Annotated in this window: 14 protein-coding genes; 10 read left to right on the forward strand and 4 right to left on the reverse strand. The window is 73.1% G+C overall.

Annotated elements, in window-relative coordinates:
• Positions 1-30 precede the first annotated feature (30 nt).
• Genes ESZ52_RS01500 through ESZ52_RS01510 form a run of 3 tightly spaced genes read left to right on the forward strand, consistent with a single transcriptional unit; the run spans position 31 to position 1,336 of the window.
• Positions 31-474, forward strand: a complete 444-nt coding sequence (locus ESZ52_RS01500) for a helix-turn-helix transcriptional regulator (RefSeq protein ID WP_131103380.1) — start codon at positions 31-33, stop codon at positions 472-474.
• A 5-nt stretch (positions 475-479) separates the two neighbouring features.
• Positions 480-887, forward strand: coding sequence for a VOC family protein (locus ESZ52_RS01505; protein WP_131103381.1), 408 nt, complete (start codon positions 480-482; stop codon positions 885-887).
• Positions 888-904: 17 nt separating this feature from the next.
• Positions 905-1,336 (forward strand): iron chaperone, encoded by a 432-nt coding sequence (locus tag ESZ52_RS01510; protein WP_131103382.1) that lies wholly within the window; start codon positions 905-907, stop codon positions 1,334-1,336.
• A 2-nt stretch (positions 1,337-1,338) separates the two neighbouring features.
• On the opposite strand, the gene ppk2 is transcribed toward ESZ52_RS01510, so the two are convergent.
• Genes ppk2 through purD form a run of 4 tightly spaced genes read right to left on the reverse strand, consistent with a single transcriptional unit; the run spans position 1,339 to position 8,707 of the window.
• A complete protein-coding gene (ppk2, locus tag ESZ52_RS01515) occupies positions 1,339-2,235 on the reverse strand; it encodes a polyphosphate kinase 2 (RefSeq protein WP_131103383.1) in 897 nt (298 codons plus the stop codon).
• A 1-nt stretch (position 2,236) separates the two neighbouring features.
• On the reverse strand, positions 2,237-6,301 hold the full coding sequence (gene purL, locus ESZ52_RS01520) for a phosphoribosylformylglycinamidine synthase (RefSeq protein WP_131103384.1): 4,065 nt from the start codon (positions 6,299-6,301) through the stop codon (positions 2,237-2,239).
• A gap of 10 nt (positions 6,302-6,311) precedes the next feature.
• Positions 6,312-7,358: a phosphoribosylaminoimidazolesuccinocarboxamide synthase gene (locus ESZ52_RS01525; protein WP_131103385.1), complete on the reverse strand. Its 1,047-nt coding sequence runs from the start codon at positions 7,356-7,358 to the stop codon at positions 6,312-6,314.
• Positions 7,358-8,707, reverse strand: a complete 1,350-nt coding sequence (gene purD, locus ESZ52_RS01530) for a phosphoribosylamine--glycine ligase (protein WP_131103386.1) — start codon at positions 8,705-8,707, stop codon at positions 7,358-7,360. Before purD ends, ESZ52_RS01525 begins: the two co-directional genes overlap by 1 nt.
• Before the next feature lie 303 nt (positions 8,708-9,010).
• Between purD and ESZ52_RS01535 the strand changes: the two genes are divergently transcribed.
• The 7 genes from ESZ52_RS01535 (at position 9,011) to ESZ52_RS01565 (ending at position 17,760) form a co-directional block, all read left to right on the forward strand.
• Positions 9,011-10,030, forward strand: coding sequence for a LuxR C-terminal-related transcriptional regulator (locus ESZ52_RS01535; protein WP_181009789.1), 1,020 nt, complete (start codon positions 9,011-9,013; stop codon positions 10,028-10,030).
• A 143-nt stretch (positions 10,031-10,173) separates the two neighbouring features.
• Positions 10,174-12,411 carry a HelD family protein gene (locus tag ESZ52_RS01540; RefSeq protein ID WP_131103388.1) on the forward strand — a complete coding sequence of 746 codons (2,238 nt, stop codon included), beginning with the start codon at positions 10,174-10,176 and terminating at the stop codon, positions 12,409-12,411.
• A gap of 130 nt (positions 12,412-12,541) precedes the next feature.
• A complete protein-coding gene (locus tag ESZ52_RS01545; protein ID WP_131103389.1) occupies positions 12,542-15,088 on the forward strand; it encodes a DNA polymerase III subunit gamma and tau in 2,547 nt (848 codons plus the stop codon).
• A gap of 10 nt (positions 15,089-15,098) precedes the next feature.
• Entirely contained in the window at positions 15,099-15,773 is a 675-nt protein-coding gene (locus ESZ52_RS01550; protein ID WP_131103390.1) for a lysophospholipid acyltransferase family protein, read from the forward strand.
• Complete coding sequence (locus ESZ52_RS01555) at positions 15,770-16,444, forward strand: HAD family hydrolase (protein WP_131103391.1); 675 nt, start codon at positions 15,770-15,772, stop codon at positions 16,442-16,444. Before ESZ52_RS01550 ends, ESZ52_RS01555 begins: the two co-directional genes overlap by 4 nt.
• Positions 16,445-16,507: 63 nt before the next feature.
• Positions 16,508-17,134 carry a recombination mediator RecR gene (recR, locus tag ESZ52_RS01560; RefSeq protein WP_131103392.1) on the forward strand — a complete coding sequence of 209 codons (627 nt, stop codon included), beginning with the start codon at positions 16,508-16,510 and terminating at the stop codon, positions 17,132-17,134.
• Between the two features lie 50 nt (positions 17,135-17,184).
• The gene (locus ESZ52_RS01565; protein WP_131103393.1) at positions 17,185-17,760 is read left to right on the forward strand and encodes a DUF5063 domain-containing protein; all 576 of its coding nucleotides are present in this window, start codon (positions 17,185-17,187) and stop codon (positions 17,758-17,760) included.
• Positions 17,761-17,777: the final 17 nt, after the last annotated feature.

Here is a 17,777-nt window from a genome sequence, read left to right on the forward strand (position 1 = left end):
GACGTTCGCATCGGTGGCATCATCGGCAGGGTGAGCCCCCGCAGCGCGGCCGACCAGCGGTTGCGCGACCTGGTCCTGCTGCGCCAGGTCCGCGACCGGATCGACCGCGACTACGCCCAGCCGCTGGACGTGCCGGGGCTGGCCCGCGGGGTGGGGATGTCGGCCGGGCACCTGTCGCGGCAGTTCAAGGAGGCGTACGGCGAGTCGCCGTACTCCTACCTGATGACCCGCCGGATCGAGCGGGCGATGACGCTGCTGCGCCGGGGGGAGCTCAGTGTCACCGAGGTCTGCTTCGAGGTCGGCTTCTCCTCGCTCGGGACCTTCAGCACCCGCTTCTCCGAGCTGGTCGGTATGCCGCCCAGCGTCTACCGGCGCGAGGCGGCGCGGCTCCCCATACCGCCCTGCGTGGTGCGGCGCGTCACCAGACCGGTCAGAAATGGAGAAGCGACGCTGCCCACCACGTCCCTAGGTTGAGGGGTATGGACATCACCATCGCCTCCAGCTTCCTGCCCACCGACGACCCCGAGGCCTCGCTCGCCTTCTACCGCGACGCCCTCGGGTTCGAGGTGCGGGCCGACGTGGGGTCCGGCCAGATGCGCTGGATCACCGTCGGCCCGCCCACCCAACCGGGGACGGCCATCGTGCTGCACCCGCCCAACGCCGACCCTGGCATCACCGAGGAGGAGCAGGCTGTCATCGCCGGGATGATGGCCAAGGGCACCTACGGCGGCATCAACCTGACCACCAGCGACCTGGACGCGGCCTTCGAGCGTGTCCAGGCCAGCGGGGCCGACATCATGCAGGAGCCGATGGACCAGGACTGGGGCGCACGGGACTTCGCCGTGCGTGACCCCGCCGGCAACTCGGTCCGCGTCCAGCAGGCCTGACCAGAGCAAGGAGCACCATGGCACAGCAGGAGAAGACCCTCTCCGCGGCCGAGAAGAAGGCGGTCCGCGACCGCGCCCGTGAGCTGAAGGCCAGCCAGCAGAAGGAGAAGCTCGAGCAGGCACTGCTGGCGGCCATCGAGGAGATGCCCGCGGCAGAGCAGAAGATCGCCAGGAAGGTGCACGAGATCGTCACCCGGGTGGCACCTCAGCTGACCGCCAAGACCTGGTACGGCATGCCCGCCTACGCCAACGAGAACGGCAAGGTCGTCGTGTACTTCCAGGGCGCCTCGAAGTTCGACGCCCGGTACTCGACCATCGGCTTCGACGAGGCGGCCGAGCTCGACGAGGGGTCGATGTGGCCCACGTCCTGGGCGTTGACCAAGCTCTCGGCCGCCGACGCCGAGAAGGTCGAGGAGCTGGTCCGCAGGGCCGTGGGCACCAGCTCCTGACCTCAGTCGCCCTGGGTGTGCTTGGCCCGGGAGACGATCTTCGGGTCCGGTGCGTGCACGACCCGCTCGTCGCGCCCCTCGTAGTCGAACTGGTGCAGGAAGGCCCGCATCGCGTTGATCCGCCCACGCTTCTTGTCGTTGGACTTCACCACGGTCCAGGGAGCGGACTTCTTGTCGGTGCGCTCGAAGGTCGCCTCCTTGGCCGCGGTGTAGTCCTCCCAGCGGTCCAGGCTCTCCAGGTCCATCGGCGACAGCTTCCACTGCCGGACGGGGTCGATCTGGCGCAGCGCGAACCGGGTCCGCTGCTCGTCCTGGGTCACCGAGAACCAGAACTTGGTCAGCGTCGTGCCGCTCTCGACCAGCATCTGCTCGAACCGGGGAGCCTGCTTCATGAAGGTCTCGTACTCCTCGTCGGTGGCGAAGCCCATGACCCGCTCGACCCCGCTGCGGTTGTACCAGCTGCGGTCGAAGAGCACCATCTCCCCGTCGGTCGGCAGGTGGTTCACGTAGCGCTGGAAGTACCACTGCCCCTTCTCGGTGGAGGACGGCTTGCTCAGCGCCACCACGCGGGCCGCCCGAGGGTTGAGGTGCTCGGTGAAGCGCTTGATCGTCCCGCCCTTGCCGGCGGCGTCGCGCCCCTCGAAGAGGATGACGTGCTTGGCGCCCACGTCCTGGCTCCAGTACTGGAACTTCAGCAGCTCCACCTGCAGGTCGTACTTCTGCTGCTGGTAGACCGCCTCGTCCATGAGCTCGTCGTAGGGGTAGCCCTGCCGCCAGGTCTCCACGGCGCTGCCGTCCGGCGCGATGAGGACGGGGTCCTCCTCGGTCGCGCCCTGGACGGTGTACCCCTCCAGGCGCAGCTGGTCGATGTACTCCCGCAGGTTGATCCGTCGGGCCATGTCAGTCCACCCAGACCCGGGCGTTGCGGAACATCCGCAGCCAGGGGCCGTCCTGCTCGAGCGGCCCGGCGGTCCAGGACAGCTGGGCGTTGCGGGTGACCCGCTCCGCGTGCGGCATGACCGCGGTGAACCGGCCGTCCGGGGTGGTCACCGCGGTCAGCCCGTCCGGCGAGCCGTTCGGGTTGGCCGGGTACGCCGTGGCCGGGCGATTCTGGCCGTCCACGTAACGCATCGCGGCATGCACCGTCGAGGGGTCGCCCTGGGCGGAGAAGTCGGCCCGCCCCTCACCGTGCGCGACCGCGATCGGGAGGTGCGAGCCGGCCATGCCCGAGAAGAGGATCGAGGGCGAGTCGAGCACCTCCACCTGCGACAGTCGGGCCTCGTACTGCTCGCTGCGGTTGCGGACGAACCGGGGCCAGGCCTGCGCGCCCGGGATCAGCCCGGCCAGCGCGGCGAACATCTGGCACCCGTTGCAGATGCCCAGCGCAAAAGTGTCCGGACGGGCGAAGAAGCCGGCGAAGGACTCGGTGAGCCGCGGGTTGAAGAGCACCGACCGGGCCCAGCCCTCTCCCGCGCCCAGCGTGTCGCCGTAGGAGAAGCCGCCGCAGGCCACCAGGCCCTTGAGGGACGGGTCCGCCAGGTCGAACCGGCCGGCCTGCAGGTCGGTCATGTGCACGTCATACGTCTCGAAGCCGGCGCGGTCGAAGGCGAAAGCCGTCTCCACGTGAGAGTTGACCCCCTGCTCGCGCAGGATCGCCACCCGGGGGCGCGCACCGAGGTTGAGGTAGGGCGCGGCGACGTCCTCGGCGGGGTCGAAGGTGGGCTTCACCCGGAGCCCCGGGTCGTCGTCGGCGCCAAAGGCTGTGTGCTCCTCGTCGGCGCACTCCGGGTTGTCCCGCAGGGCGGCGATCCGCCAGGACACCTCGTCCCAGGCCTGCGCCAGCTCCCGCAGCGGCTCGTCGAGGCGGACGGCCCCTGCTCGCACGCGGACCCGGCGGTCGGAGGTCGACCGGCCGAGGTGGTGCATGAAGGGAGTCAGCCCATGGGCCTCGAGGACCTCGCCCGCCTCCCGCAGCCGGTCGGCGGGCACCTCCAGCAGGACGCCCAGCTCCTCGGCGAACAGGGCCGCCAGGCCCTCGTCGTGCAGGTCCACGCTGGTCGGGTCCGGCGCACCGGAGGTGGGCACCACCACGTCGAGGCCGACGGCACCGGCGAAGGCCATCTCGCACAGCGTCGCCCACAGACCGCCGTCGGAGCGGTCGTGATAGGCCGTGACCAGGGCCTTCTCACGCAGCTCGGTGAGCGCCTCGGCCAACCGGGTCAACCGCTGCGGGTCGTCCAGGTCGGGCACCGGACCGCCGAACTCGCCGAGCACCTGGGCCAGCATCGAGCCGCCGAGCCGGTTGCGGCCGCCGCCGAGGTCGACGAGCAGCAGCTCGGAGCCGGCGTGCAGCTGCGGGGTCCACGTCCCGCGCACGTCGGGGAGCGCCGCGAAGGCCGAGACGACGAGCGAGACGGGGGAGACCACCTTGTGGAGGACGTCCTCCCCGTCCTCGCCCGCGTCGGTCCAGGTGGCCTGCATCGACAGCGAGTCCTTGCCGACCGGCACCGAGATGCCCAGCGCGGGGCACAGCTCCATCGCGACGGCGTGCACGGTGTCGTAGAGCGCGGCGTCCTCGCCGGGCTCGCCGCAGGCGGCCATCCAGTTGCAGGACAGCTTGACCCGTGACAGCGCGGGCACCGGTGCCGCGAGCAGGTTGGTCAGCGCCTCACCGACCGCCATCCGGCCCGAGGCCGGGGCATCCACCGCGGCCAGCGGCATGCGCTCGCCCGTGGCCATCGCCTCGCCGGCCAGCCCCACCAGGTCGGCCAGGGTGACCGCGACGTCGGCGACCGGCACCTGCCACGGGCCGACCATCTGGTCCCGGTGCGAGAGCCCGCCGACCGTCCGGTCACCGATGGTGATGAGGAAGCGCTTGGACGCCACGCTGGGATGGCGCAGGACGGCGTAGGCCGTGTCGCGCACCGCGCTCCCGGTCACGCCCGACAGGTCCAGCTCGTCGGTGGAGCGCTCGACCCGGTGCACGTCCCGGGTCATCCGAGGTGCCTTGCCGAGCAGCACCTCCATCGGCATGTCCACGGCCAGCGGACCAGCCCCGCCGTCGTCGTCCGGACCGGTGAGCACCAGCTGGCCGTCGTCCTGCGCGACCCCCACCACGGCATACCCGCACCGCTCCCGGGCGCAGATCCGGGCGAAGCCGTCCAGCGACTCCGGGGCGATCGCCAGCACGTAGCGCTCCTGGCTCTCGTTGCTCCAGATCTCCTTGGGGGACAGGCCGGACTCCTCCAGCGGGACGCTGCCCAGCTCGAACCGCGCGCCCAGCCCGGCGTCGTCGACCAGCTCGGGGAAGGCGTTGGACAGCCCTCCGGCGCCCACGTCGTGGATCGCCAGCACGGGGTTGTCGGCCCCCAGCGCCCAGCAGTGGTTGATGACCTCCTGCGCGCGGCGCTGCATCTCGGGGTTGCCGCGCTGCACCGAGTCGAAGTCGAGCTCGGCGGTGTTGGCCCCGGCCGCCATCGAGCTGGCGGCGCCCCCGCCCATGCCGATCCGCATTCCGGGCCCGCCGATCTGGATCAGCAGGGTGCCGGCCGGGAACCGGACCTTCTCGGTCATCGAGGCGCTGATCGAGCCGAGGCCGCCGGCGCTCATGATCGGCTTGTGGTAGCCCCGGTGCACGCCGTCGACGGTCTGCTCGTAGACCCGGAAGAAGCCACCGAGCCCCGGCCGGCCGAACTCGTTGTTGAACGCGGCGGCGCCGAGCGGGCCGTCGGTCATGATCTCCAGCGGGCTGGCCAGGTGGCTGGGGCCGTCGGTGGTCCCCGACTCCATCGACTCCTTCGACTCCCACGGCTCGTCGGTGCCGGGCAGGTGCAGGTGGGAGACCGCGAAGCCGGTGAGCCCCGCCTTGGGGGCGCTGCCGCGCCCGGTCGCGCCCTCGTCCCGGATCTCGCCCCCCGCGCCGGTCGCCGCGCCGGGGAAGGGGGAGATCGCGGTCGGGTGGTTGTGGGTCTCCACCTTCATCAGCACGTGCACGTCGTCCTCGTGCGGCGCGTAGCGGGTGGGGCCGCTGCGCGGGAATGCCGTGCCCGCGCTGGTGCCGTCCGGGCTGGTGCCGTTCTCCGGCAGCCACCGGACGACCCGTCCACCCTCCATCACGGAGGCGTTGTCCTTGTAGGCCACCACCGTGCCCTGCGGCGAGACCTGCTCGGTGTGGCGGATCATCCCGAACAGGCTGCGGGGCTGGGGCTCGCCGTCGATGACGAAGTCGGCGTTGAAGATCTTGTGCCGGCAGTGCTCGGAGTTGGCCTGGGCGAACATCGTCAGCTCGACGTCGGTCGGGTTGCGGTCGAGCCGGGTGAAGGCGTCGACGAGGTAGTCGACCTCGTCGGGCGACAGGGCCAGCCCCCAGGCCGCGTCCGCCGCCAGGACCGCGTCCCGCCCGCGCCCGAGGACGTCCACGTGCTCCATCGCCGCCGCGGCCCGCTCGTCGAAGAGCTCGTGCGGGGCCTGGCCCGAGGCCAGCACCGACTCGGTCATCCGGTCGTGCAGGGGGCCCAGGAGCGCGGCGAGCTCGTCGTCGCCCAGCTGCTCGAGGCTGCCGTCACCGTCGAGGGCGAGCGTGTACTCGACGACCCGCTCGACGCGGTGGATGTCGATCCCGCAGTTGTGCACGATGTCGGTGGCCTTGCTGGCCCACGGGGAGATGGTGCCCAGCCGGGGGCCGACGACGACCAGGAGCTCCGAGACCGCGTCCCCGCCGGCGGCAGGGTCGGTCGACGCCTCGTCCGCGACGAACGGCTCGCCGTAGGTGAGCAGGGCGGTGACGTCCCGGGCCGTCTGCGGGACCGGCGGCTCGAGGGTCGCCACCCAGTGCACGTACTGCGCCCGGACCCCCCGGACCCTGGGGGAGGCGGCCTGCAGCCGGCGCAGCAGGGCGACGGCGCGGAAGTCGGACAGGGCGCTGCCGCCCCGGACGGCCGTGAGGTGGTAGGTGTGCGCAGCCACAGGGGACTCCTCAGCGGTCGGCGGGCGGCCGGTCGGGATGGTCGGGGTCGATGGAGGGAGCAGGGGCCCGGAAGGTGAGTCCGGTGAGCGTCTCGAAGGCCTCGACGTAGCGGGCCCGGGTCAGGGTGACCACGTCGTCGGGCAGGGCCGGAGGCGGGGTGTCGGAGGCACGGTCCCAACCGCTGGCGGGAGAGGTGAGCCAGTCGCGCAGCACCTGCTTGTCGTAGGAGGTCTGGGGCCGCCCAGGCTGCCACGCGTCCGCCCGCCAGAAGCGGGAGGAGTCCGGGGTGAGCACCTCGTCGGCGAGGACCACGGGAACCACCTCCGGATCGACTGCGGCCCAGTCGATGTCATCGGCCATGGCCCGCTCGGAAGTGATCCCCAGCGCGGTGCCCAGCTGAACGGGATCCACGCCGAACTCGACCTTCGTGTCAGCGATGAGGATCCCGCGCTCGGCGGCGATCTCGTTGCCGTGCACCAGGATCCGTACGGTCAGGTCCCGGACCCGGGCAGCCAGACGGGAACCCACCAGCGACTCGACCCGGGCGTAGCTGATCGGCTCGTCGTGCTCGCCGGCCGGTGCCTTGGTGCTGGGGGTGAACACCGGCTCCGGCAGGCGTGAGCCGTCCACCAGGCCCTCCGGCAGGGCCACGCCGGAGACGCTGCCCTCCGCGCGGTACTCGGCGAGCCCGCCGCCGGTGAGGAAGGCGCGGGCGACGCACTCGACGGGCAGCATGCGCAGGCGCCGGACGTAGAGCCCGCGGCCAGCGACCTCGACCGGGACGTCGGCCGAGAGGACGTGGTGCGGGGCGTCGATGACGCCGGACAGCTGTTCGAACCACCACTGCGACAGCTGGGTCAGGACCGTGCCCTTGTCCGGGATCGGGGTGTTGAGGACGTGGTCGTAGGCGCTGATCCGGTCGGAGGCCACCAGGAGCAGGCGGGTCTGGTCGCGCTCCCCGGTCTCGGCGTCGAGCGGCGCGTAGAGCCCTCGAACCTTGCCGGAGTAGAGCAGCTCGTGCCCCGGGATCTGCGGGGCGTGCGCGGGGGCGTCCATCACGGCTCCTGGCTGGGGGATCGCGTCGGCTCCTCGGCGTCGGTGACCGCGGCCAGGACCTCGGCCAGGCTCGGCACCTCGATCTGCCCTGCGGCGGCGCGGTCGGCGATGTCGCGGCGGTGGTGGGAGCCGCGCAGCGAGACCCGCGCGACGCCGGCGTAGGCGCGCTCCCGTGCCTCGGCGAGGTCCTCGCCCAGCGCCACGACGGACAGCACCCGCCCGCCGGCCGAGACGAGCTGCCCGCTCGCCTCGTCGATACGCGTGCCGGCCTGCAGCACGTGCACACCCTCCACGGACTCGGCCTCGTCGATGCCCTTGACCGGGTCGCCGGTGAGGGGGCCGGCCGGGTACCCCTCGGCGGCGACCACGACCGTGACGCTGCTCTCGGGCGACCACTCCAGCGGTGGCAGCTCGTGCAGGCGACCCCGCGCGGCCGCGAGCAGCACGCCGGCCAGGGGGGTGCGCAGCCGGGCGAGCACGGACTGGGTCTCCGGGTCGCCGAACCGGGCGTTGTACTCGATCACCCGGGGCCCGGCCGGCGTCATGGCCAGCCCGATGTAGAGCAGCCCGATGAACGGCATACCCCGGGCCGCCATCTCCCGCACCGTCGGCTCGGCGACCGTGCGGACCACCTGGTCGACCAGGCCCTCCGGCGCCCACGGCAGGGGCGTGTAGGCACCCATCCCGCCGGTGTTCGGCCCGGTGTCCCCGTCGCCGGCCCGCTTGAAGTCCTGCACCGGCTCCAGGGGGACCACCGTGCGCCCGTCGGCGAGGCAGAACAGGGAGACCTCAGGGCCGTCCAGGAAGTCCTCCACGACGACCCGGCCGTCCTCCCGCCCCAGGCAGGCGGCGGCGTGGGCCAGGGCCTCGTCCCGGCTGGCGCACACCACGACCCCCTTGCCCGCGGCCAGGCCGTCCTCCTTGACCACGAAGGGGGACCCCGTGGCGGCCAAGGCTTCCTCGACGGCATCGAGGGTGGTGCACACGTGCGCGGCCGCGGTCGGCACCCCGGCCGCGGTCATCACCTCCTTGGCGAAGGCCTTGCTCCCCTCCAGCCGTGCCGCCTCCGCAGACGGGCCGAAGCAGGGGATCCCCGCGGCCCGCACGGTGTCCGCGACCCCGGCCACCAGGGGCGCCTCGGGACCGACCACGACCAGGTCCACCTGCTCGGAGGTCGCGACCTCCAGCACCAGCTCGGGGTCGGCGGGATCTCCCGGCACGCACCGGGCCAGGGACGCGATGCCCGGGTTGCCGGGCAGCGCCACCACCGCGCTCACCGCGGGATCGCTGGCGAGGGACCGGGCCAGGGCGTGCTCCCGCGCCCCCGAGCCGAGGAGGAGGACCTTCACGGCACCGAGCCTACCCAGCCGCGGCGGGCACGGCGGACCTCGGCCCGTTGAGAGGTGGTGCCGGACGCCGGCGCCGCTGACATGGTGAAGGTCCTCCTGGGAGGCAGGGGGGGTGATCTCCCAGGAGGACCTTGCACAGCAGGGCAGGGTCGTCACGGGACAAGATGGGGGCATATCCCGGATGACTCGCACGTTCCCTGCTCCGGCGAACCGGCTCGTTCACCATGGCACACCGTCGACGGGCTTGTCACCTCCAGGAGGGGCGGAATAGCGACAATGACGGGGATCCGCCAGGATGGCGCCATGACTGACGACCCGCGGGGGGAGACCGGCCTGCACGGCATCGCGTTCGACGACTTCGTCTACCGGATGTGCGTGACCTGCATCCGGCTCGGCACGGCGGACCGCCGCAGCCTGCGCGAGCGCGGCTACTCCGACGCCGAGATCGACCTGGGCACCGCCGAGCTGCTGGCGCGAGGGTTCCTGGAGCACACCGAGGAGGAGGACACCTGGGGCGTGGTCCCGCCGCGGGAGTCCTTCCCGCAGTACCTGGAGGTCATGGAGCAGCGGACAGCGCTGGCCCGGGCCTCGGTCTACGAGCTCGACAACCAGTGGCGGCGCGCCGTCGGTCGGGAGGCGCTGGCCACGCTGCCCGACCTCGACGTGCTCAGCAGCGTCCCGGAGGTGATCGAGCGGATCGTGGAGATGCACCGCTCGGCCCGGAGGCGGCTGTGGTGGGCTCTCGACGCCTCGGTGGTGACCCGCGAGCTGCTGGAGAGGGCTGCCGACGACGAGAGGCTGCTGGCGCTCGCGGAAGGCGTGGACGTGCGCCTGGTGCTCGACACCTCCGTCCTGGCCGAGCCCTGGGCGCTGGACCGTCTGGAGCGGGCGGACGCCCACGGGTATGCCGCACGCGTCGGCAACGGCGTCCCGTTCGGGGTCCTGGTCTGTGACGACGAGTCGGTGCTGGTGGACATCAGCGCCCACGACCCCGACGGGTACGGCTCGCTGGCCCTGCGCCGGGAACCCGCCCGGCAGGCGGTCACCCGGCTGTTCGAGGCGATCTGGGCCCTGTCCACCCCGTTCGGCCTCACCAGCAGGGCCCTCGACGCCAGGGGTGAGGGGCCGGTGGCGCCGCTGGACGACCGGGACACGAAGGTGCTGGCCCTGCTGTCCATCGGCGCCTCGGACAAGGTCATCGCCCGCCAGATCGGCGCCTCCGTACGCACCGTCGAGCGGCGGATCCGCTACCTCATGGACCACCTGGGCGCGGCCACCCGCTTCCAGGCCGGTGTCCAGGCGGTGCGCCGAGGCTGGGTCTGAGCCCGGCCCGCGCGGTAGAGTGAGGTCTTTGCCGTGTCTCTGCCGGATCCCTTGACGATGTCTTGGGAGGCCTCTGGCAGAGCTCTGGCAAGGCTCTTTGCAGGGTGCCGGACCGTGCCGGGGCCCGTGACGGAAGGTGGTTGATGACCGCGACCCAGGGCGACGTCGTCGCCGCCGAGATCGCGGCCGAGCAGGCGCACGTGGACAAGGTGTATGCCGAGCTGGCCAAGGCGGCGCAGCGCGTGGAGCTGATCCACGCGGAGGGGATGGCCAGGGGCCAGACCGACCGCCGGGGGACCGGGGACCCGCGTGAGGAGGAGCTCGCCGGGCTCTTCGAGCGGGATGCGCTGGTCTACTCCGCCGGCAAGCGCCGGGCCAGCCTGGAGCAGCAGCACGAAGGACTGGTCTTCGGCCGGCTCGACCTGGAGCACGACGTCCCGGACGAGCAGGGGCAGACCCGGGAGGTGCGCTACGTCGGGCGCCTCGGGGTGCGGGACGACGACTACGAGCCGCTCGTCGTGGACTGGCGGGCGCCTGCGGCCGCGCCCTTCTACCGCGCCACCCCCGTGGACCCCCAGGGCGTGATCCGTCGGCGGGTGCTGCGCTGCCGCGGGGAGCAGGTGGTGGGGGTCGAGGACGACCTCATGGTCGCCGAGGCCCCGGACGACGTCGTGGTGGTCGGCGACGGTGCTCTCATGGCCGCCCTCACCCGGACCCGCGGGGCCCGGATGCGCGACATCGTGGCCACCATCCAGCAGCACCAGGACGAGGCGATCCGCGCCCCTGCCCGCGGCGTCACCGAGATCACCGGGGGACCGGGCACGGGCAAGACGGTCGTGGCCCTGCACCGGGCGGCATACCTGCTCTACTCGGACCGCCGGCGCTTCGAGGGCGGCGGGGTCCTCGTCGTCGGTCCCTCGTCGGCCTACACCGCCTACATCGAGCGGGTCCTGCCCTCCCTGGGTGAGGACTCGGTCGTGCTGCGCTCGATCGGTGACGTGGTCGCGGGGGTCGACGCCACCCGCCTGGACCCGCCCGACGTCGCCGCAGTCAAGGGCAGCCTGCGCATCCGGCAGCTGCTCTCGCGGCTGGCCCGCGAGCCCATCCCCGACGCGCCGACCCTGCTGCGCACCTTCGTCGCCGGCCACGCGATCCGGCTGGAGCAGTCCCACCTCGACCGTGCCCGGCGTCAGGTGCTGCGCCATCACCATCGCAACTCCTCCTACGACGCGGCCGTCGACACCCTTGCCCGCATCGCCTGGGAGCAGGTCCCGCAGGGGGAGCGCGAGGAGTTCATCGGCCGGTTCACCGACTCCGGCGACGTCGAGGCGTTCATGCGGCAGTGGTGGCGTCCGCTGGACCCGCGCGAGGTGCTCCTGTGGCTCGCGGACGAGCAGGCCGTCCGGCGGCTCGGGGTTGCCCCGCGGGAGGCCGGGCTGATCGCCGGCTCCTACCAGGAGACGCTGCGCACCGGCGCGTGGAGCGTGGCGGACGTCGCGCTCGTCGACGACCTGCAGGCCCGGCTGGGACCGATGGTGGACCTGCCCAGCGAGGAGCGGGGTTTCTACGAGATCGAGGAGCTGGACGACGCCTCGCAGTACGGCGTCGCGGCCATCCAGCTGGGTGACCGCGACGGCGCGCGCGTGGCCGGTGACCACGCCGGGCTCACCCACGCCTCGGCGGCGCAACGGCTCTCGCAGGATCCGCGGGAGCGGCTGCTGGCCGGCCGGATCGGCGAGCCCGAGGAGTACGCCCACGTCCTGGTGGACGAGGCGCAGGACCTCTCGCCCATGCAGTGGCGGATGCTCGGCCGTCGCGGCCGGTGGGCCTCCTGGACCGTGGTCGGCGACCTGGCCCAGGCGTCGTGGGACGACCTGGACGAGGCCGCGCGGGCCCGCGAGGAGGCGTTCGGCACGCTGCCCCGGCAGGCCTTCCACATGGACACCAACTACCGCAACGCGCGGGAGATCTTCGAGCTGGCGGCCCGGATGATCCGGGAGCACGTGCCGGACGCCGACATCCCCGCAGCCGTCCGCGACACGGGCGTCGAGCCCGCCGAGATCACGGTCCCGGCCGACGCGATGACGGACGCGGTCACCGAGCAGGTGCGCAGCCTGATGGACGAGGTGGACGGCCAGGTCGCCGTCATCGCGCCCTGGTCCTGGCACGAGCGGCTGGGTCCGGTCGTCGACGGCCATGGCCGGGGCGAGGACTCGCGTCTTCTGCTCATCGACCCGCTGTCGACCAAGGGCCTGGAGTACGACGCGACCGTCGTCGTGGACCCCGACGCGATCGTCGCCGAGTCCCCCGGCGGTGTCCGGGCGCTGTATGTCGTGCTGACCCGCGCGGCGCACCGCACCGCCATCCTGCGTCTGCCGTGACCGGTCGGCAGGGTCGGCGGCAGGGGTCCTGGCCAGAGCTGTCGACGGGCCGGCTGGGTCAGCGCCGTCGCCCGGACGGACTGTGGATCGGCATACCTGACTGTCAGGCCCGGCGGTTAGGGTCGGTGGGGTGAGCACCGCCCTGTACCGCCGCTACCGGCCCGAGTCGTTCGCCGACGTCATCGGCCAGGAGCACGTCACCGAGCCGTTGATGCAGGCGCTGCGCACGGGACGGGTCAACCATGCCTATCTCTTCTCCGGCCCGCGCGGGTGCGGCAAGACCACCAGCGCTCGCATCCTGGCGCGGTGCCTCAACTGCGAGAAGGGGCCGACGCCGGAGCCGTGCGGCACCTGCGAGTCGTGCGTCGCCCTCGCCCGGGACGGGGCCGGGGCCGTCGACGTCATCGAGATCGACGCGGCCAGCCACGGGCGGGTCGACGACACCCGCGAGCTAAGGGAGCGGGCGGCCTTCGGGCCGGCCCAGTCCCGGTTCAAGATCTACATCATCGACGAGGCGCACATGGTCAGCCGCGAGGGTTTCAACTCGCTGCTGAAGATCGTCGAGGAGCCGCCGCCCCATGTGATGTTCATCTTCGCCACGACCGAGCCGGAGAAGGTGCTGGCGACCATCCGGTCGCGGACCCACCACTACCCCTTCCACCTGGTGCCGCCGCAGCGGCTCACCGGCTACCTGGAGCAGCTGTGCACCCAGGAGGGGGTCCGGCTGGAGCCGGGGGTCCTCTCCTTCGTCACCCGGGCCGGAGGCGGGTCCGTGCGCGACTCGCTGTCGGTGCTGGACCAGCTCATCTCCGGGGCGGGTCAGGAAGGGCTGACCTACGAGCGCACGGCTGCCCTGCTGGGCTTCACCGACGTGGAGCTGCTCGACGCGGTCGTCGACGCGGTGGCGGCGGGGGACGCCGCCACCGTCTTCCAGCAGGTGGACCGGGTGATGGAGTCCGGTCAGGACCCGCGACGGTTCGTCGAGGACCTGCTGGAGCGCTATCGCGACCTCATCGTGCTGGCCGCCGTCGGCGAGCACGCCGGCGGCCTGCTTCCCGGCCTGCCCGAGGACCAGGTCGAGAGGATGCGCCGCCAGGCCCAGGGCTACGGCCCGGCCGGGCTGTCCCGGGCCGCCGACCTCGTCGCCCGCGGCTTGTCCGAGATGGCCGGGGCCGTCTCCTACCGGCTCATGCTCGAGCTGCTCGCGGCCCGGCTGCTCCTCCCCGCCGCTGCGGGTGAGGACGGGTATGGCGCCCGCCTGGACCGGATCGAGCGCCGCCTCGCCGCCGGGCCGGCCGCCGACGGGCAGCCGACCGCCGCCCCGGTCCGTGGCGCGACGCCGCCAGGGCAGGGGGCCGGGCTCGGCTCTGCCCTCGACGCGCGCGTGCAGCCCGCCCCGGTCAGGCCTGGGTCCGCGCCCACCGAGTGGCCGGCCGCCTCCGCGTCGTCGCCGGCCACACACGCCGCTCCGCCCCGGACTGCGTACTCCGAGCCCGCCCCCGACTCGGCCGCCGCCGCGGCACCTGGCCCGGCACCCGCCCCCGCCGGCCCGCCCCGACCGGGTGACCTGGACACGGCCGCCCTGCGCCGCCACTGGCCGGACATCATCACCGCGGTGCGGGAGATCAGCCGACGCACCGCCGGGGCGCTGGAGTCGATCCAGGTCGTCGACTACGACGGCCGCCGTCTGCTGGTCGGGATGCCCGACGAGCGGTGGATCAGGCACTTCATGGGCACCTCCAACGAGGAGGCGCTGCGCCAGGGGGTGCTGGACGCCCTGGCGCTGGACGTGCGGGTCGAGGCGACCGTCGCCGGCGTTGACGCGCCGCGGCCGGCAGAGAGTGCCGGGCAGGCTCCCCACACCCGCCCCCCGGCGCAGGGCGCGGGCGATGCGGGACGCCCACCGTCGGTCCCCGAGCCACCCGATGAGTTCGGCGAGCCACCCCTCGATCCCGACGAGCCGCCGCCGCCCGTACCTGAGGAGCCGCCGGGTCGGTCCAGGATTCCTTCGGCACCGCCTGCTGCACCAGCAGGTGTGCAGGTTCCAGGCGGCGACACCCCTCCTCGCGGCAGACTGCGCACGCGGGGCGGTCAGCCCACGCCCCCGTCCGCGCAACCTCCTGCCAGCAGCCCGCCGGTGCGCGTGCGTGGTCGCGGCGGGGCCGCGAGCGAGGCTCAGGGCGGGTCGGGCCGCGCGGGGGAGCCGACGATGGCCGAGCAGCTCGGCGCGACGGGTTCCCGCGCACCGGCCGACGCCGGCCCGGACTGGGCGCAGACCGCCCGCAGCTCCTCCGCACCGGCCTGGGCGACCCAGGACGCTGAGTCGCCGTCGTCGGCGCCAGAGATCGACACCGGCCCGGACGCCGGCGCACGTCGGTCCCCCCAGGGGTCGCCTACCGCCCGGGAGCAGGAGGAGGTGGCCCGGCAGGCGGAGCGCCCCACCGACGGCCAGCTGCACCCGGAGGTGCGCACTGGCCCCCCGAGCGCAGGCGGTCCGGACCCTCAGGAGCGGGAGGCGGTCAGGGCCAGGCGCGGACCGGCGGCCGTGGACGAGTACTCGGACGCGCCCAGCGACGACGACGAGGACCTCAGCACGTCCGGGGCAGTGGGACAGCCGGTCATCGAGACCGTCCTGGGCGGTACCGTCATCGAGATCAACGACGAGCCGGTCGCCTGAGAGGGCCAGCATGATCTACGAGCTGCTCCACCCCATCGTCACCCCGCTGGCCACGGTCATCTGGCGACCCGAGGTCGTGGGCACCGAGCACGTCCCTGCGCAGGGTCCGGTGATCCTGGCCAGCAACCACCTGTCGTTCGTCGACAGCGTGGTCATCCCGCTCACGGCGCCGCGGCAGGTCGCCTTCCTCGCCAAGGCCGAGTACTTCACCGGCACCGGCATCAGGGGCTGGATCAGCCGCGAGTGGTTCCAGGGGGTCGGCTCCATCCCGGTGGACCGGGACGACACCCGCGCCGCCCAGAAGTCGCTGGACCTGGCCCTGGCCCACCTGCTCGAGGGCGGCGCCTTCGGCATCTACCCCGAGGGCACCCGGTCCCGCGACGGCCGGCTCTACCGCGGGCGGACGGGCATGGCCTGGCTGGCGCTCCAGGCGCAGTGCCCGATCGTCCCGGTGGCCCTGTCGGGCACCCGGGACATCATGCCGGTGGGCTCCAAGCTGCCCCGGCGGGCCAAGGTCCGGGTCGAGTTCGGCGCCCCGATCGAGGTCGCGGGACGCTTCGGGGGTATGCCGCAAGGCCGGGCCCGCCGCGAGCTCACCGACGAGGTGATGGCCGCCATTCTCGCGATGAGCGGCCAGGAGTGGGCCGGCGAGTACAACCAGCGCGCCCCCGAGACCCCGGCATGAGCAGGAGCGCGGTCCTCTTCGACTTCGACGGGACGCTGGCGGACACCATCCCGCTCATCGTCGCCTCCTACCGGCACACCCTCACCGCGCCGGACCAGCCGGCACCGACGGAGGCGGTGATCCGCAGCTGGATCGGGCGTCCGCTGCTGGAGACTCTCGAGGCGCACCGGCCCGGGGAGGGTGCCCTCCTCGTCGACCGCTACCGCGAGCACAGCACCGCCCACCACGACACCCTGATCGCCGTCGTTCCCGGCGCCGCCGACCTGGTCACCGCACTGCAGGAGCGGCAGGTCCCGGTCGGCGTCGTCTCCTCCAAGCGCGCCGACATGGTCCGCCACGGCATGCGGGTCACCGAGCTGCCGCACGTCGACGTCGTCGTGGGGCTGCTGGAGACGACCGCGCACAAGCCCGACCCGGCACCCCTGCTGGAGGGTGCCCGTCGGCTCGGCATCGACCCCGCAGACTGCGTCTACGTCGGTGACGCCGTCGTCGACGTGCAGGCGGCGCACGCCGCCGGGATGGCCGCGGTCGCCGTCACCTGGGGCGCCGGCGAGGAGGACGCCCTGCGGGCGCTGGCCCCCGACGCCGTGGCGCGTGACGTGGACGAGCTCCGCACCGCGCTGACGGGCCTGCTGGAGCTCGACGGAGGATCCTCCGCCCCGACATCATGAGCGGTGACCCGCCGGTCGGAGTCTGTCGCTGGCTGTCAGCCTCAGCACCTAGAGTGGTCTGCTGTGTATGAAGGCGTGGTCCAGGACCTGATCGACGAGCTCGGACGGCTCCCCGGTGTCGGTCCCAAGGGTGCCCAGCGCATCGCCTTCCACCTGCTCACCGCGGACCCGGAGGACATCACCCGGCTGGCGGAGGCCCTGCTGCAGATCCGCGAGAAGATCAGCTTCTGCGAGGTGTGCGGCAACGTCGCGGAGGCGCAGCGCTGCCGGATCTGCCTGGACGAACGGCGCGACCCCGGGGTGATCTGCGTGGTCGAGCAGAGCCAGGACGTGGCCGCGATCGAGCGCACCCGCGAGTTCCGCGGTCGCTACCACGTGCTCGGCGGCGCCATCAACCCGATCGGCGGCGTCGGCCCCGAGGACCTGCGCCTGCGTGAGCTGGTCGCCCGCCTCGCGGACGGCGCGGTCAGCGAGGTCATCATCGCCACCGACCCGGACCTGGAGGGCGAGGCCACCGCGACCTACCTGACCCGGTTGCTCGCGCCCTACGAGGAGGTCACGGTGAGCCGGCTCGCCTCGGGCCTGCCCGTGGGTGGGGACCTGGAGTATGCCGACGAGGTCACCCTCGGCCGGGCGTTCGAGGGCCGCCGGCGGGTCTCCGGCCAGACCCCCTCGGCCGCCACTCGCTGACCCGGCTCGGAACCACCCCCCGGCCCCTCGTCGAGGTCTAGGGTGGGGCCATGAGCGAGCCCGTCGAGGAGGAGGGCTGGGAGCAGCCGGCCGCCCAGATGCACGCCGAGGTGGAGGCCTACCTCGCCGCGCTGGAGCAGGTGGCCTCCGGTGCGGCCGCCGAGACGGCGCTGCCGCTGCTCCTGCTCTCCGTCGGGCAGCTGTGCGCCGCCGGGGCCCGGGTGGGTGCCCTGGTCGACGTCGTCCCGGTCGAGCGGTTCGAGCCCGACGCCGGCCCCGACGCGGACCTGGAGACGGTCCGGGAAGGCCTGCACGAGCTGCTGGGCGGGCTCGACGACTACTGCGACATCGAGGATCCGGTCATCTCCACCCAGGTCGTGCCCGGCTCGCTGTCGGCCGACCTCGTCGCGGTGGCCGCCGACCTCGAGCACGGCCGCACCCACTACCTCGCCGGTCGGGTCACCGAGGCGATGTGGTGGTGGCAGTTCAGCTATCTGTCCTCGTGGGGGGAACGTGCCGCCTCGGCCCTGCGGGTGCTGCTCACCCTGCTCGCGCACGTCCGGCTGGACGCCGACGACGAGCAGGTCATGGAGGCCGAGCTGGCCGCCCTCCACGGCTCTGCCTAGCAGGACCTCGCACCAGC

Origin of the sequence: Ornithinimicrobium sufpigmenti, assembly GCF_004322775.1 — a bacterium.
Taxonomy (GTDB): domain Bacteria; phylum Actinomycetota; class Actinomycetes; order Actinomycetales; family Dermatophilaceae; genus Ornithinicoccus; species Ornithinicoccus sufpigmenti.